At 55.9% G+C, this 14,296-nt stretch carries 18 protein-coding genes; 6 read left to right on the forward strand and 12 right to left on the reverse strand.

Translation table 11 applies throughout. The annotated features are described in order from the left end of the window. Positions 1–321 precede the first annotated feature (321 nt). A complete protein-coding gene (locus AC1Q6D_RS26685) occupies positions 322–969 on the reverse strand; it encodes a hypothetical protein (RefSeq protein WP_102642669.1) in 648 nt (215 codons plus the stop codon). Between the two features lie 145 nt (positions 970–1,114). Between AC1Q6D_RS26685 and AC1Q6D_RS26690 the strand changes: the two genes are divergently transcribed. After that, positions 1,115–1,405, forward strand: coding sequence for a hypothetical protein (locus AC1Q6D_RS26690; RefSeq protein WP_102594781.1), 291 nt, complete (start codon positions 1,115–1,117; stop codon positions 1,403–1,405). A gap of 285 nt (positions 1,406–1,690) precedes the next feature. Here the strand turns inward: AC1Q6D_RS26690 and AC1Q6D_RS26695 are convergent, their stop codons facing one another. Together AC1Q6D_RS26695 and AC1Q6D_RS26700 are read right to left on the reverse strand one after the other, a co-directional pair. Then, complete coding sequence (locus tag AC1Q6D_RS26695; protein ID WP_102594780.1) at positions 1,691–2,848, reverse strand: hypothetical protein; 1,158 nt, start codon at positions 2,846–2,848, stop codon at positions 1,691–1,693. A gap of 14 nt (positions 2,849–2,862) precedes the next feature. Next, positions 2,863–3,147, reverse strand: a complete 285-nt coding sequence (locus AC1Q6D_RS26700; protein WP_102594779.1) for a hypothetical protein — start codon at positions 3,145–3,147, stop codon at positions 2,863–2,865. 197 nt (positions 3,148–3,344) lie between these two features. Between AC1Q6D_RS26700 and AC1Q6D_RS26705 the strand changes: the two genes are divergently transcribed. Together AC1Q6D_RS26705 and AC1Q6D_RS26710 are read left to right on the forward strand one after the other, a co-directional pair. Then, positions 3,345–3,917, forward strand: coding sequence for a hypothetical protein (locus AC1Q6D_RS26705; RefSeq protein ID WP_102594778.1), 573 nt, complete (start codon positions 3,345–3,347; stop codon positions 3,915–3,917). After that, entirely contained in the window at positions 3,914–4,840 is a 927-nt protein-coding gene (locus AC1Q6D_RS26710; RefSeq protein WP_102594777.1) for a nucleotidyl transferase AbiEii/AbiGii toxin family protein, read from the forward strand. Before AC1Q6D_RS26705 ends, AC1Q6D_RS26710 begins: the two co-directional genes overlap by 4 nt. 83 nt (positions 4,841–4,923) lie before the next feature. Here AC1Q6D_RS26710 and AC1Q6D_RS26715 read toward each other — a convergent pair whose 3' ends face one another. Both AC1Q6D_RS26715 and AC1Q6D_RS26720 read right to left on the reverse strand, forming a co-directional pair. Then, positions 4,924–5,457: a hypothetical protein gene (locus AC1Q6D_RS26715; protein WP_102594776.1), complete on the reverse strand. Its 534-nt coding sequence runs from the start codon at positions 5,455–5,457 to the stop codon at positions 4,924–4,926. A gap of 67 nt (positions 5,458–5,524) precedes the next feature. Continuing rightward, positions 5,525–5,821, reverse strand: coding sequence for a hypothetical protein (locus AC1Q6D_RS26720; protein ID WP_102594775.1), 297 nt, complete (start codon positions 5,819–5,821; stop codon positions 5,525–5,527). Between the two features lie 198 nt (positions 5,822–6,019). On the opposite strand from AC1Q6D_RS26720, the gene AC1Q6D_RS26725 reads away from it, so the two are divergent. After that, complete coding sequence (locus tag AC1Q6D_RS26725) at positions 6,020–6,343, forward strand: hypothetical protein (protein ID WP_146012983.1); 324 nt, start codon at positions 6,020–6,022, stop codon at positions 6,341–6,343. 277 nt (positions 6,344–6,620) lie between these two features. On the opposite strand, the gene AC1Q6D_RS26730 is transcribed toward AC1Q6D_RS26725, so the two are convergent. Beyond that, the gene (locus AC1Q6D_RS26730; RefSeq protein ID WP_102594773.1) at positions 6,621–7,286 is read right to left on the reverse strand and encodes a hypothetical protein; all 666 of its coding nucleotides are present in this window, start codon (positions 7,284–7,286) and stop codon (positions 6,621–6,623) included. Then, positions 7,283–7,828, reverse strand: coding sequence for a hypothetical protein (locus tag AC1Q6D_RS26735; protein WP_102594772.1), 546 nt, complete (start codon positions 7,826–7,828; stop codon positions 7,283–7,285). The genes AC1Q6D_RS26730 and AC1Q6D_RS26735 overlap by 4 nt, the downstream gene beginning before the upstream one ends. 134 nt (positions 7,829–7,962) lie before the next feature. Here AC1Q6D_RS26735 and AC1Q6D_RS26740 point away from each other — a divergent pair, with 134 nt between their 5' ends. Both AC1Q6D_RS26740 and AC1Q6D_RS26745 read left to right on the forward strand, forming a co-directional pair. Then, positions 7,963–9,228 carry a DNA methyltransferase gene (locus tag AC1Q6D_RS26740; RefSeq protein ID WP_102594771.1) on the forward strand — a complete coding sequence of 422 codons (1,266 nt, stop codon included), beginning with the start codon at positions 7,963–7,965 and terminating at the stop codon, positions 9,226–9,228. Continuing rightward, positions 9,229–10,101 (forward strand): prepilin peptidase, encoded by an 873-nt coding sequence (locus AC1Q6D_RS26745; protein ID WP_102594770.1) that lies wholly within the window; start codon positions 9,229–9,231, stop codon positions 10,099–10,101. Positions 10,102–10,538: 437 nt separating this feature from the next. Here the strand turns inward: AC1Q6D_RS26745 and AC1Q6D_RS26750 are convergent, their stop codons facing one another. From AC1Q6D_RS26750 to AC1Q6D_RS26770, 5 genes are all read right to left on the reverse strand, one after another. Then, positions 10,539–11,624, reverse strand: coding sequence for a phosphoadenosine phosphosulfate reductase domain-containing protein (locus tag AC1Q6D_RS26750; protein ID WP_102594769.1), 1,086 nt, complete (start codon positions 11,622–11,624; stop codon positions 10,539–10,541). A 287-nt stretch (positions 11,625–11,911) separates the two neighbouring features. Further along, entirely contained in the window at positions 11,912–12,382 is a 471-nt protein-coding gene (locus AC1Q6D_RS26755; RefSeq protein ID WP_102594768.1) for a hypothetical protein, read from the reverse strand. Positions 12,383–12,500: 118 nt separating this feature from the next. Then, complete coding sequence (gene yejK / locus AC1Q6D_RS26760; protein ID WP_102594767.1) at positions 12,501–13,508, reverse strand: nucleoid-associated protein YejK; 1,008 nt, start codon at positions 13,506–13,508, stop codon at positions 12,501–12,503. 26 nt (positions 13,509–13,534) lie between these two features. After that, on the reverse strand, positions 13,535–13,897 hold the full coding sequence (locus AC1Q6D_RS26765) for a hypothetical protein (RefSeq protein ID WP_102594766.1): 363 nt from the start codon (positions 13,895–13,897) through the stop codon (positions 13,535–13,537). Beyond that, positions 13,894–14,235: a hypothetical protein gene (locus AC1Q6D_RS26770; protein WP_102594765.1), complete on the reverse strand. Its 342-nt coding sequence runs from the start codon at positions 14,233–14,235 to the stop codon at positions 13,894–13,896. The genes AC1Q6D_RS26765 and AC1Q6D_RS26770 overlap by 4 nt, the downstream gene beginning before the upstream one ends. Between the last annotated feature and the right edge of the window lie 61 nt (positions 14,236–14,296).

Consider the following 14,296-nt stretch of genomic DNA (forward strand, 5'->3'; position numbering starts at 1 on the left):
CGACTGCAGTCGGTGCCCGTTTACATAATTGTGAGCTTGAATAATGAGAAAGCCGTCTTTGCGCGAGTGGGTCAACGAGAACAGATCCGAGCTATCGGATCGCTTTGCTGAAAAGTACGGTAACCAGATTCAGGAATGGGCCGACTTCGCGGAGTACGAGTTTGACCAGGCCTTCCCAAGGGTCGAAGCGAACCTCTCGCCGACTTCGACTGAAACTCACGCAGCCGATGAGCTGGTCGAAGAGTCGACACACACACCAGGCCCCCGATCGTGAGGGCCACGACCTTCTAGGCGAGCGCGCCAGCCTATAAAGGGCTGGCCTCAGAATTTGAATTCATATTCAGCAGCCGGTGGGGTCTCGCGCAGTTTTTGTGCTGCGCGCTGGATCATTCTTTCCGCCACTGGGCGCGCGTCTTCAATCCACGCTTCTGAGTGGTCTTTACGAAATCCCTTCCAAAGGCGAACCCGTTCTTCCGCCGGAGCGAGACTGACTTCTCTTGCCATTTTTGAAATGCTCATCGCCCGCTGCACGGCAGCGCCCATGGTGCTGTTCATACTGCGCAGGGCTGTGACCAGATCGGCTGGAGACTCGTGAATGGTGTCGATCCGTCGGTGTTCCAGGGAGCTGATCGCGGCTTCGTGTAGGTATTCCGGCAAAGCCATGACCCGGCTGAAAAAGGTGATGGAGTTGATCCGCGGTGGGAGACCTACCAGCAGGCCAGCAAGCAGTTGTTTTTCGCTGCGCTCTCGATCCAAATTCACCGGGCTACCAGACCGCGGGCTCAAAAAGTACTCTGGTTCGCCCTGCAGGGTGATTGAGAGGTAGAGTTGCCGCCCTGCATCGACCACGGGGTATAAGGATTGGTGACCATGGGGAATATCAAACTCACTCGGGTGGATATCCCGATCTTTTGGGAGAGCCGTTCCGTGCTCAAATGGGAATGACCAAGTCAGTGCCGGATTCTTCATTGTACGCGGCCTTCTTCAATTGAGACTGCAATAGGAAAACATATATAAAAATAGCACATCACGAGCAGGGTGCCACGCCTTGCCTGTTAGGTGTGGTAAGTGTATTCTCGTGAGTATGCGTTAGTAAACAAATGGAGTGCGCTGAGTGATTAAGCCCCTGGATGAAGCTCGGCTTTTGGACATCGAAAAGGCCAGCAGTGACCATCGTAAGACCTCTGCCGCACTGGCGAAGGCTGTGGCCGCGGCATTCCCAAAAGGCACGCGTGTACGAGTGCCGATGGGCAAAGGGACAACGGAGGGAGTGGTATGTGACAAGCCATGCGTGGAAGATCCAATGCGTGTTCCAGTTCGTCTCGCCTGCCGCCGTGATTTTCAGCGGAGCATCCTTTTTAACGAGGTCGAGTTGCTCGATGACCTCTTTGAAGAGCGCTCCTAGCTCGGTGAAGATGGACGTCCTGTCTGTCTGGCGAGCAATTTTCTCATTCCCCGGTCATGTACGGAAGCTCACATGTACTGTGCAGCTTACAAAAAGTTTACAAATTCACGGAAATTCACGAAAAAATTCGGCAGAGTTGCTGAACGTTCCCTGAACAGACATGACGTTTTGAATTTTGAGGTGTGGAGACGCGCGGGGCAATGCTGGCATAACAGCGGCATTGACCGATTTAAGGGATTCTGGGCAATAAAAAAGGCCGCTAAAGTGCGGCCTTTTTTATGGGGGTTACATCGAGACTTTGAAGTCTGCTGTGTAGGAGGGGTCGTCGTGATCCAGAAGATTTTCGTTCTCAATCACCTTCAGAACGGAGTACCGAATTTCTGGAACCTGCACTGACTGTTCATGCTCAAGAGGAACCTGGTTCAGAATCACCCCTCGCCCGGTAATTGCCAGCCCATCGCTCAGATCAAAACCAGTCTTGATCTTCGAGTTCAGCGTCTGCTCTGTGGGCTCGATGTTTCCCTGGATGTAGTGATCTGCAAACTCACCGCTGTAGGAGCGAACAGCGACTGGAATGTTCAGCCGGCGACTCAGGGTCAATGCCTGGACAGCAGGGTTGGTGGCAACTTCAGTGTTGCGAAGCATTTGGCCTGACATGCTGGTCAACGAAAGGCGGGTCGTCTCAACCTGGATGGCCGTTTGAACCAATGGCAGGATGTTGCGAATATTCGGCGGTCCTTCCTCAACGCCCTTGGCCACGTTGAAAGCAGCAAGCAGTCGGTCAGGATCGTGACAAAACGAGAGGAGCGCATTTTCTGCCGCACGGCGGGTGATCGGCGTTTTGCCACCGTTGCGAAGCGCCTCAGCCATTTGGTCGGCCATTGCAAAGATCTGTCGATCGGCCTCGATCTCGGTCGCTTTTACTCGTGTGTAATAGCTCGCTCGCGGAAGCTCGCCGGCCGCCGCGTGCTGGTTGCTCTGGATGTAGGTGAGCGTGGCGTTCCCCACTTGGCGTTCGAACGGATCCTCACTCATGTAGAGCAGCGTCAGGCGAGCAGCCATGTAGATGTCCCATGAGCCCGCAACTTCAGCTTGAGCGATTACGGTATTGATCTCATTTTCCAGTGCTTTGCGAAACTCCCCATCAAGTGCGTAGGTGTCTCGCTGAAAGTAACCGGTCACCCCCTGCCTGGTATCGACAGTCAGGTTGATATTGGAGATGCGGCTGATGCCTGCATCATGAAACGTCAGGCTGCCGGGCGCCGTCTGGGCTTGCAGAAGATCGGTGGAGTGATCTGCATTAAAATGGCCGATGGCCAAACCTGCAAGGCCCGCAACCACTGCTGCTTGAATTGCTCGTTTCAGCGAAATTTCGCCGTGCCAGTAACTGACTGCTGAGGTGGCACCCAAGCTTTGCAAAATATTTTTCTGAGGCTTACGCATGTTTGTCTACCTACTCACAAGGTCACTGGCACGAGGATTTCGTAACCGGAACCCTCGTGCTTGATGAGTAAGGGCGTCCCGTCCCGAAGGGATTTGCAGACATCGGTGTGAAGCTGCTGAAGCGAAATCGATTCGCCGCCATATTCGATGGTGAGCTGGTGGTCGCTACTCAGCGCTGCGGTGATCACCTGGTCCTTCTCGGGAGCGGTTTTTACCAGGCCATCCAGGACGAGCATCGCGCAAACGGGTGCCTTGTTGTCATCCAGACACAACTGTGCGGTGTAACTGCTTATGATCATGGAGAGCCTCTTTCCGGGCAATATCGTGTCGATTGAGAGTCATCGAGATGCACCGATTATAGCTGATCCCGGCGCTATTATGTCCATCGCTTGCATTTCGCGATTGCAAGAGAAGCGCGGGGTCTAAGCGTATAGTGAAGTCGATTTTGTTTGGGTGATGCGATAATGTAACTGCATGGATTTCAGGTAACGATTACATGAGACAGTCGACCCGATCGGTCATCATCAAAGCCCTTGAAGCATTCGCGTCTAAGCGAGTGTGGGTTTTCAACATCAAGTCGCTGGCCAGGCTGAGCGGTCTGGCGGAGCACTCCTTGAATGTTTACCTGGGCAGAAACGCAGAGCTGCTGGGTGTGCGGCAGATTTTCCGCGGCTTTTACCTTAACGAGCGGGCGGAAAAGCCTATTCATGCCCTCGTACAACTGTCAGCGATCCTGCGCCCCAACTCACCCTCTTACCTCTCGTTGGAATCGGTTCTCCACGAAGTCGACTGGATCAGCCAAATTCCTAACCGCTTCACCTTCGTAACCACCGGGCGTTCAGCCCTCTATGAGACCCCGTTGGGGATGATTGAGTTCAATCGAGTATCCGGTGATAAATTTTTTGAGGAGCGATATTGCCTCACAAAATTGGACCCAGAGAGACAAATCAGGGTGGCGCCCCCGGAGCTGGCGCTTTCGGACTTGCTCGCGATTGGACGAAATATTGACCTGGTGCGCCCGGTAGACGAGCGCAATTATGACCACCTGATCGAGGAGCACCGCCTTTGAGCGTTCACACTTTGAAGGACCATGTCGCGCAGGCGATGCGTCAGACGGACAATCAACTGGCTCAACCAGTAGTACTCAAGGAAATTCTGCACTACGAGATTTTGAACGCGCTTTCCAATTCAGACCTGGGCGATCGTTTGATCTTCCAGGGCGGGACAGCACTCAGAGCTTGCTACGCCGGTACACGTCTTTCTGAGGATTTGGATTTTGTCTGCGGCTCCGGCTCGCCAGAGCCACTGAATGTCGTGCATCTGACCAGCATTCTGGAAAAGGCGATGAATGCTCGTTACGGGATCGGGTTTGATGCCGTGGCTGGGCCCAATACAGAGCTGGGTGATGGAATAGACGTCAAGCGCTGGACGTTCAAAATCAAGGTGCCCTGGGAAGCTCAGATGCAGCGCATCAATTTTGAGGTCTGCAACGTCCCCTCCATCGATCCCACCCCGGTGGTGATCCGGAGTCCCTATGAGCATCAGCAAGGGCTGCAGGGCATCGTTGTGATCGCCGAGAGTCAGGAGGAGATCTACTCAGACAAGCTCGTCGCCTTAGGTCTTCGAACTCACTTGAAAGCCCGGGATGTGTGGGATGTCCGGTTTTTGTCCGAAAAGGGTATCAAACCGAACTACGAGTGGGTGGCTCAAAAGGTCGCCGATTACGGCCGAACAGACGAGGACTTTCTAGCGGGAGTAGACACGGCGATCCTGCGGATGCAGGCGCCCGATGCCCAGGACAAATTCAGCAGCGAAATGGCGCGTTTTGTTGACAGTCGGATGGCCTCGATGTTTACCAAGAATCCGAACTTTGCTGCAGCCTGGCTACGTCACGCTGTATCGGACCTGAAGCAACTGAAAGAGGTCTATCCCGAGGCGGCGTTGGCGCGCGATGCGTTTCGGGACCAGGGACTCGGTTTTGATGGGCCCTAACCGCCCCGATCGACGCAGCTAACCATGTGAAATGGTAAGGCCCGCACCTGCGGGCCTTTTTCGGCATGCTCGGTGACGACAATTTATACGCCAAGCCAACCCGGCGGGGATGTGACCAGATTTGAAAACCATTGAATGGTGTTCTCAAGTCCTTCAATTTCCAGGTGCCTCAAATATTCGCCGTCCACTGTGATCGTGATACCGCCGTTTACGCGATCAGTCAGTTCCGCTGCCATCACCTTGTTTTGATTGTCGACATCAATGTAGTAGGGCACACAGGCGCCCAATTTGAAGAAGGCAATCTGAGCATTGGCGGCGTGCTGCTGACCGAAGAGGATCGCCCCGCACGCGGCGTACTCCCATAGGTCCTGGTTAGCGCTGGCCCACTCTCCCTTGCACTCTTCAAACTCATCCGCGTAGGCATATGCAGCTTCTCCTGCAGAACTGAACGCAGACGCCTGCCGCAGGCTCTGCTTTGATTGCTCTACCAGCTTAAGGGCTGATTGCTCTGCCAGGATGGCCCTGGCTTCGAGTTGGGCGATGAGCGTGGCGCTGCCGGCCAACTTGGCTTCAAGCAATGCGATCTGCGAATCGTGTTTGCGCTTTGTGATAATCATTGACTAGTCCATCCGCTATCCGCGTTGCCTGTAACCGCTGGGAAACAGCTTTTTGAGTCGATGTGTTCTAACCCAGGCTTTCATCGTTTAAGCCATTTTGGCTAGCGTCCAAGGCGTCAATTCGCTTGTACCACTGGTTATCGAAAGTCAGGCGCATCAGATTCGCCTCGGCCGGAGTGATACGCCCGTCTCGCTGCAGCTCATTGGCAAAAGCATGGCCACCGTCGCGCATTTCCCGTGCGGCCAGGAAGTTATCAGCGGCCAGTAGCCGGTCAAACCAGACATTTGCTGGAGCATCAATTTCGTCCGGCAGTTGGAGCAAGGCAATCTTGCTTTGCTCTGGGGTCAGTGGTACTTGGCGCATGCCATGTTTTCCGTTTCCAGTTATTGCGGCGGCGGAGGTGGGCAATAAGCACTAATTGAGTGAACAGGATCGGCAGCGCGGTCGACCCGAGCTTGTTCCTGAGACTTGTTGTAGCCATAAGAGTAAGCTGCAACCCCAGCCATCATTCCAATGAATATGCCGGCAGCAAACACTGCGATTAACAGAGCTGGAAGCGGGATGGTCACAGATCTGGATGTCAATGTTGTCATTACTCATTCCTTCGTTTATGTGGATACGAGAAGCGCGCTGCACTTCTTACTTAGACGTGTTCATTGTCGGCGCAGCGCACCATTTGCAGGTCCGTTGACCGTCAACAAGGTGGAACCGCCGGGCTTCATCTCTGAACCCGACAGAGTGAGTCACATCGATAGCGCACCGACCTATTTGCTTGTACTGGTCCCAAAAGTTCCCAACTTCTACCAGCGACGGCGCAGCGCCGCCAAGGCACACTCGCGTCGCCCTGGAGCCGTTGCACAGCACTCCCATAAGCAGAACACCTGAAAAGTCGGTATCGCCCCGGTAATCAGCGTATGGCTGACCGAGGAACAGTGTTCCGGCGCCGTAGACCCTAGACAACTTGCCACCGGCATCAAGGCGGTAAACGGTGTCTCCTACTCGACCGTGACTTCGCATCCAGCGATGCAGGTTGGCCGAGAACGCGGGTGAGTTCTTTGGGGCAATCGCGCTCAACAGATCGCCAATCCACGTACCTAGTGCAATGTTACTGCCGGTGCTTATCTCTGCTGTGGTCATGGCAATGTCCTCGACTTCTTTCCTATCAGGATGGATCCGATGACCTGGCGTCATCGGGTGCCGCGGTATCCCAAATAATTCGATGTGGTTCATCCAGTGTCTGGTCAACTCTCCGGCCCTCGGCGGCTGGAGAGGTATCAGGTTCGGGAGGTTCTTCAACAGAGTCGAATGCACCAGGGATGATTGCCACGATCAACCCGGAATCGGTAGTGGTCACGAAGGCCTCCCCGTAGGCAATCTCAGCCGGGATGCTTGTTCGATCGACAATGTTTGTAGGTCCGCCGTCGGCCGTGGAGCGCTCGATGCCCAACCACAATTTAAGCCGCTCGCCACTGATGCTGGTTGTTTTCGTTCGGATGCGCAGGCCTTCATTTTCCACAACCGCATCCATCGCCGTATTTGCGGCCAGGGATGGCTTCACGTCGGTATCAGCAAGGACTTTGGGATGAATGGAGGCCAGTATCTGAAGCAGTTGTTCGGCCTGAGCATGCCCCGCGGGAAGCAGGTACGCAGTGCCACTGGACGCCAGGCTTAATTGAGATAGCGCCGTCGCGATTTGCTCCGGGGCAGCTTGTGCCCGGAGCAGCATCACATGCAGGTAGGGCATATCTTTCGCGGTGAGCGGATCGCCCTGGGCCACCGGTGACAGCAGTCCGAGGAGGGCGCTGGCAATGAGGAGCCTTTTCATCATTCTGCAGCGGCCCGGCCGCCTGCGTATTTTGCAGCGCGCGCATCGGCGCAGGCTGCTAATTCCGCCATGGCCCATTCTGTGATCTTGGGCTCTGCCGATTGGGTGGAGCAATCTTGCATGGCCTTCATCCAGGCAAGTTTGTCGAACTTCTGGTTGCCGGCCCGCTCTGCGAGCTGTTGTTGAAACATCACGTAGATGCGGCCAACCGAGGCGACCGTTTCGTCGCCTGCGGAAAACGGATTTACGGATCCCGTTGCCTTCGTCTCGGTTGGTTCGATGGTCTCGGCCATGGCTTTGCCGGCGAGAATCATCAGTGTTGCGCAGAGGATGAACAGCAGGAGCAGTGTCGCCCAGGGAGCGATTGAGTGAAGTCGTTGAGGCAGTTTTTCATACAGCTGCTCAAGAAACGCGATCAGGGGGTAAGCCGGGAGACCGACCAGAGCATATACGGGACCGAATTTGTAGCCCATGAGCACCGCGGTGATGATTGATATCACAAGGTAGACGTAATTGACGCGAGGGGCGGCTTCAGAGAGCGACATGGCTGATACCTGTATAAATTAATAGTCTCAAAAGAATATCAGCAGTCTTTTTTTTTATCCATATGAACTATAGAGTGGGGCTACATTTCTGTCCCGCGCGGTCCGGGCAAACCTCACCCAAAAGGATCTTCGCAATGTCCTGCGTCGGCACTGCCACCTGTTCGCAATTGACTTTGTTCACCCATGTGATGGAAGCGTATCGGGATGATCCCGATACACCAGTAGCCAATTCCAGGCTTTACGAGATGGTGGCAAAGCGCGCCGGCATCAATGAGGCGACGTTGAACCACCGCATGCCCATTGGTTCCGCCGGCAGCCTGCGAAGCCCCACCAAGCGCGCTATTCGCTGGCAGCAGCAGACACTCAAGAATCTTGGGGTGATCGAGAAAGTCCCCGGAATGCGCGGAGCTTGGCGGCTTACTGAACGCACGAGACAAGGCCTTCACAAGGCTCGGCCAGGGGTGACGCTGCTGGGGTTCAGTACTGATCTCGGGATGGCACTGTGGGGAACGAGTCCTGACGCTCTTGAAGGCCTGGAACAGCCTATCGAACTGCTTTTGACCTCCGCGCCGTACCCGCTTCGAATTCCCCGGGCATACGGTAATCCCACCTGCGCAGAGTATGTCGATTTCATTTGCCGCGTTCTGGAGCCAATCATTCCCTGCATGGCTGAATCGGGCTCATTGGTCCTGAATCTTTCGAACGACGTTTTTTTGGAGCGCTCGCCAGCGCGCTCGACCTATCTGGAACGGGTGACTATCGCCTTGGAAGATCGTCTTGGGCTTTCCCTGATGGATCGCGTCATTTGGCAAAATCCGAGCAAGGCGCCAGGTCCTATTCAGTGGGCCTCCAAGGCGCGTAATCAGCTCAACGTGTGTTGGGAACCTTGTCTCTGGTTCGCCCGCGACCCGCTCAAATGCAAAGCGGATAACCGCCGAGTGTTGGAACCTCACACGGAGCGTCATCTGAAGTTGATGAACCAGGGCGGGGAAAACCGCGAAGCGGTCTACGGCGATGGGGCTTACCGAATTCGCAAAGGGAGTTTCGGCAATCTCACTGCAGGCCGGATCCCGCGCAATATTCTGCAGGCGGGACACGCTTGCTCGATCGGTCGAGAGCATCGGAAGGTCCTGCAGGCCCTTGAACTTCCTACTCACGGTGCCGGTTGGCCATTGGCGATTCCGGAGTTTTTTATTCGGTTTCTTACCGAGCCAGGTGATTTGGTCGTGGACTTGTTCGGAGGTCGAATCATTACGGGATTGGCGGCGGAGCTCAACGAGCGACGCTGGCTATGCGTTGAGATCATGCTGGAATATCTTCGGGGAGGCGCTGAGCTTTTCAGGCCTTTCCAGGGGTTCTGGATGAACCCAGCACTTGCCCGGGCCGGGAGGGAAATTTGAATGCAGGCGCTGTCATTTCAAGGCCCGCTATCGCTGGTGGTGAGCTATGCATTTATTCTGGGGTTGATCATTGGTAGCTTTATCAACGTTGTGGTACATCGCCTGCCGGTGATGCTTTCAAGGCAATGGACCGCCGCCGCCCGAACCGAATTGGGTCTGCCGGCGGCGGCCGAGGTCCCCCGATTGAATCTTTCGGTTCCCAGGTCATGCTGCCCTGCCTGCAACCACCCAATAGCAGTTTGGGAAAATATCCCGGTCCTCAGTTATTTGGCTCTGCGAGGGAAGTGCTCGTCGTGTCGCACTCCGATCAGCATCCGTTACCCACTGGTGGAACTGGTCACCGGCATTTTGTTCGCCGTTGTGGCATGGCGTTTTGGACTCACCGTCCAAACGGCGGGATTACTCGCTCTGACAGGGCTGCTGATGTCGATCAGTCTGATCGATTCGAAACACCAGTTGATCCCTGATTGCCTGGTACAGCCGCTACTTTGGATTGGGCTTGTACTCAACTCCACGGGAGTGTTCGCCACGTTGGACGATGCATTATGGGGCACAGTGATTGGGTATGCCGGATTGTGGTCAATCAGCGCGGTGTTTACGCGGCTCAGCGGCAAGCAGGCGATGGGGCATGGGGACTTCAAATTGCTCGCCGCGCTGGGGGCCTGGTGTGGCTGGCAGCTGGTGCCCGTCATCTTGTACGGCGCCTGCCTGCTTGGCTGTGCGTTCTTCGCCCTCCAAGCGTTGAACCCAGGGAGTAACAGTAACGGCGCGAGCAGGATGATGCCCTTCGGCCCTTGTCTGGCGGTGATGGGCTGGATCTCGCTGATGTGGGGGCATTTCGTCCGTGAGGTTGCTACGACGCTTTTGAATTAGGGCGTCTGTCCTTTCTTGGGCGGATCAAGTGGAGGGCTCCCGAAGCGAGTCGTGCCCTCTGGAACAGGTTCAACCTGGTTCCATGTTGAGCTACCGAACCGGCCCTGACTGGGGATGGCTTGCGGTGGTTTTGGCACTGCTTGCTGGGGACTCTTGAACTGAGGTCTCACCGGAGCGTTTGGCTGATTGAACGTGGGAGCAGGAGTGCTCCGGGGCGCGGACTTCGTTTCTGCATTTGCCTGAGTGCAAAGGATGCCGGCGCTGAGGCTCGCTATCCACAGGAAGAACATCACCTTGTTCATTTCGATCCCCATAGTTGTTGGGCGCTATGGGTCAGTATAGTTGGTGGCAAAAAAAGGCCGCGGGACGTAGGTCCAGCGGCCAATTTATGGTGAGTGTGTATCCGGCCGTGCACGTACCTGGTCTGCTCCGGTGCTTCAGTCGGAACCGCACTTTTCTCCGTTGAACGCTCCGATCGGTAATTGCCATTGCGTGCCGGCGGGAAGAATAACCGGTAACTGGTAGGTTGACTCGGCGGCCTGGCGCAACGCTTCCTGGTCATCAATGATCAAGGCTTGTGCGGTGGCACCGAGATCAATCACGTTGATCCGGCTCCGTGAAATGGTCACCCCAAAACGATCTTCATGGTCAGCGATCTCCCGAGAGCGCTCGGGAAAATATTTGGCGATCGTGGCCCAGACCCGGGGGCTGTTATAGATGCAGGTCATGCAGCTGCTGCGGGACCAGCCAAGACGGTAGGGCACCGGCGGTGCCACTCTATGTCTCTCCAGGATGGCCCAAACGTCTTCCTCTGACCAGTGAAGGATTGGCCGCCATGAATCCACACTTCGACCGAGGCGACCCGTCCGCCGGTCACATGCATGGGGCTCAAACTGGTTATATTTCGCGCGGTTCGAGCTTTCTTCTCGCCGCTCGCCAGTGATGAACAGCGTGCGTTTGTTCTCGAATCGTGATTGGTTGTTGAGGGCGCGCCGGCCGACGTCAATCTTCAGGGCGGCTGAACACCAACGAGTCTGCAGCGAAGGCGACAACTGAGGAAAGCGAAGGCGAGTGCCTGGTTGAGCGCGGCGGCTGTCACGCTCCAGGGTGATAAGGCCATCCGGGGTTTCGACCTTATGTGGACGGCTATAACTTTGCTCCTTTAACATTTCGCCTTCGAAGCCACCGTCGAGCCAGGAGAAATACAGCGGGACATTCAGCGCCTGAGCAAGCTTGCGGTTGTAGTCGCGCATGAACGTCCAATCCATAAGCTGGCTGCCTTCATTCCCATCGACGTCGTGGTGCCAGAACTCCACCCGCGACAGATCAACACCCAACTCAAGCAGGCGGAGGTGACACGCGATTGAGTCCTTGCCGCCGGACGCGCAGACGATGATCGAATCGTAGCTATCCAGGTCAACTTCCGCTGCCGAGAAGTAGCGCTTGCCCGAGTTGGAGTTAAGCCCAGCGAGCCCCCGTAGGTGTGGCAAAACAAAACGGTCATCAATGAGGTGGGCAGACATGTGCGCTTCCTGTTGATTTTTGGGTGTACCGCGTGGACTGATACCGGCGCTTACAGGTATAGCCTTGCCTTCAGTTCCGTGGCCTGGTCGTTGCTGATCACGCGCGCGGCTTGTCCTCATGTGCCAGCTCAGCTGCGGCCTTTGTATGCTGACGGGTTGGGCCGTTGGCCAGCTGCTCGACGATGCGCTCAAGTTCACCGCGGGAACGGAAGTTCATGCCGCCGTACTGCCATGGGAACGCATGTGGAGGGTTACCTACAGATCCGGCTTCGGCATTCCGTTGAGCGTCAGCCACGATTCACCCCCATGCCGCCAATAGCGGATTTCATCATCTGGTAAGTTTTTGGTGCGGATTTGCCCTTGCACCAGTCCAGACCAGCTTCAGCGATGAAGGTGCTCGCAAGGTCGGTCCAAATAGGCGAAAGCGCCTGCCATTCGTTGCCGTGCGTAGCCATTTCGCCCATGCGTGCAGTCCATTCCGGGATCAGGTCCAGCAGCAGAAGGCAGCGATTCAGATCGTCAGGGTCAGAAGGTGCGGACATGCACTCACTCGGGGTGCCCGTCATGTGCGCCCAGATGGCTTTCGATGACATTCCAACCCGGCCGTCGACGATCCAACGTCGGGCACGATCGTCCAGCGACAACGTTTTATCCAGGCCCTGGTCATAGCCCACTGGGCATCCTGCGTCCGCCATGGCTGCGAGACACGCAGCGTCGAGGTTGACTTGCTTCACTTTGCCTTGCAGCAGGTCATTCATGACCGGTGTGATAGCGTCAAGCTGACGCTGGTTGAGGATTACGCCCCCGATTGAAATTCCCATAGATTCACCGCTTCAGAGTGTTAGAGAGGGGCGCCCCATGGCCGGGGCGCACTGGTCAGGCCTTGGCGCGGCGCAGCTGGTCGATGAGTTGCGTCGGCAGGTTACGCAGGGTCAAGGTGCCACCCTCTTCATTGAACTGGATGGTGTTGCCCAGCAGGTGCGCCTCGAAGCTGAGGGATAAGCCATTCGTGCGCCCGGTGAATCGGCAGAATTGGTTCATGGTGCGTTTGTCCGCGGGGATTTCCGGTGATAGACCGTAGTCCTTGTTGCGGATGTGATCGTAAAAGGCTTTCGGACGATCCTCGTCGATAAGCTCCGAGAGTTCTTCAAGGCCCATCGGTTCGCCGAGTTTGGACTGGCTGCTGGCGTAATCCACCAGGGTCTTGGTTTTCTCCCGGGCGGACTCTTCCGGCAGGTCTTCGCTTTCGACGAAGTCACTGAAGGCCTTGAGCAGGGTGCGGGTTTCGCCCGGGCCGTCGACACCTTCCTGGCAGCCGATGAAGTCGCGGAAATACTCCGAAACCTTCTTGCCGTTTTTGCCCTTGATGAACGAGATGTACTGTTTGGACTGCTTGTTGTTCTGCCACTCGGAGAGGTTGATGCGCGCAGCCAGGTGCAACTGGCCAAGGTCCAGATGTCGCGACGGGGTCACGTCCAACTGATCGGTCACCGCCACGCCTTCGCTGTGGTGCAGCAGGGCGATGGCCAGGTAATCGGTCATGCCTTGCTGGTAATGCGCGAACAGTACATGGCCACCGACCGAGAGGTTGGATTCTTCCATCAGCTTTTGCAGATGCTCGACTGCGATGTGACTGAAAGCGGTGAAATCAGTGGTCTGCGCCAGGTATTCCCTTAACCAGCCGCTGAACGGGTGCGCGCCGGATTCTGCATGAAACAGGCCCCAGGCCTTGCCTTGTTTGGCGTTGTAGCTCTCGTTGAGGTCATTCAACAGGTTCTCGGTCGCTTGGCTTTCAGCCAGCTCGCTCGGCGCCGCATGCAGCACCGCTGGTGAGCCGTCTGGTTTCTTGTCGATAAAGTGGACGATTGCGTGACGAAGAGGCATAGAAATTCCTTTGGCGAAAGCCGCTATCAGCGTTTGTGGGGGGAGAGGGAGCGACGAAAGTCAGTCCCGCGTTGTTTCAGGAGTTCATCAAAGTTTCGGTCATTCGGCGAAATGGCGGGGTTCAACTGATTAACCCAAGTGCTGTAGTCAGCACAGGCACCTTGGTTGCTGCAGGGGGATACGAGCATCTCCTGCAAATACTGGCAGTGCAGTTTGTCGTTGTTGTTAGCCCGGATTTCGCCAGAACCGGCCTGGATCTCTCCGCAACGCGCTTGTGCGTACTGCAGTGCCAGGTCCTCGACTTGCGAAGTAGGGTTGTACGCGTTTGCCTGCGCCTCGGCGGACACCGCGTAAAAAAAGAGGATGAGTAGGGGGATTAAGCCTTTCATGAAGTTTTGCTCATCAGTTTGGTCTGGAGATCTGCTTTGTATTTCGGCGAGCCATACACCGGCAGTTCGCCGCGACTGATGCGGCGAATATCCTCAGCGAATTCAGCATGTTTGGTTGCTGAAGCCATGGCCGAAGAATGAAATTCCGGGCTCATGTTGGAAGACTTGATGTGTTCTGCATGGGCGAGAAAGCCGCGGCGCATTTCTTCGAGGTACTGGATAGCCAGTTCGAACGCTTCGTTGCGGGCAGTGGCGATATCGTTCCGGGGCGGAGAGTGCATGACCGCCTTGTCATCCGTTTTTTCTGGTACGCCCGAATCGTTGGGGGTGTTGAACATGCCTTACTCCAGATGATGGGCTGAAAATCGCCCGGGCCATTCTTCCGTTTTTTTCATGCCA

The sequence above is a fragment of the Pseudomonas sp. MT92 genome (genome assembly GCF_058792515.1).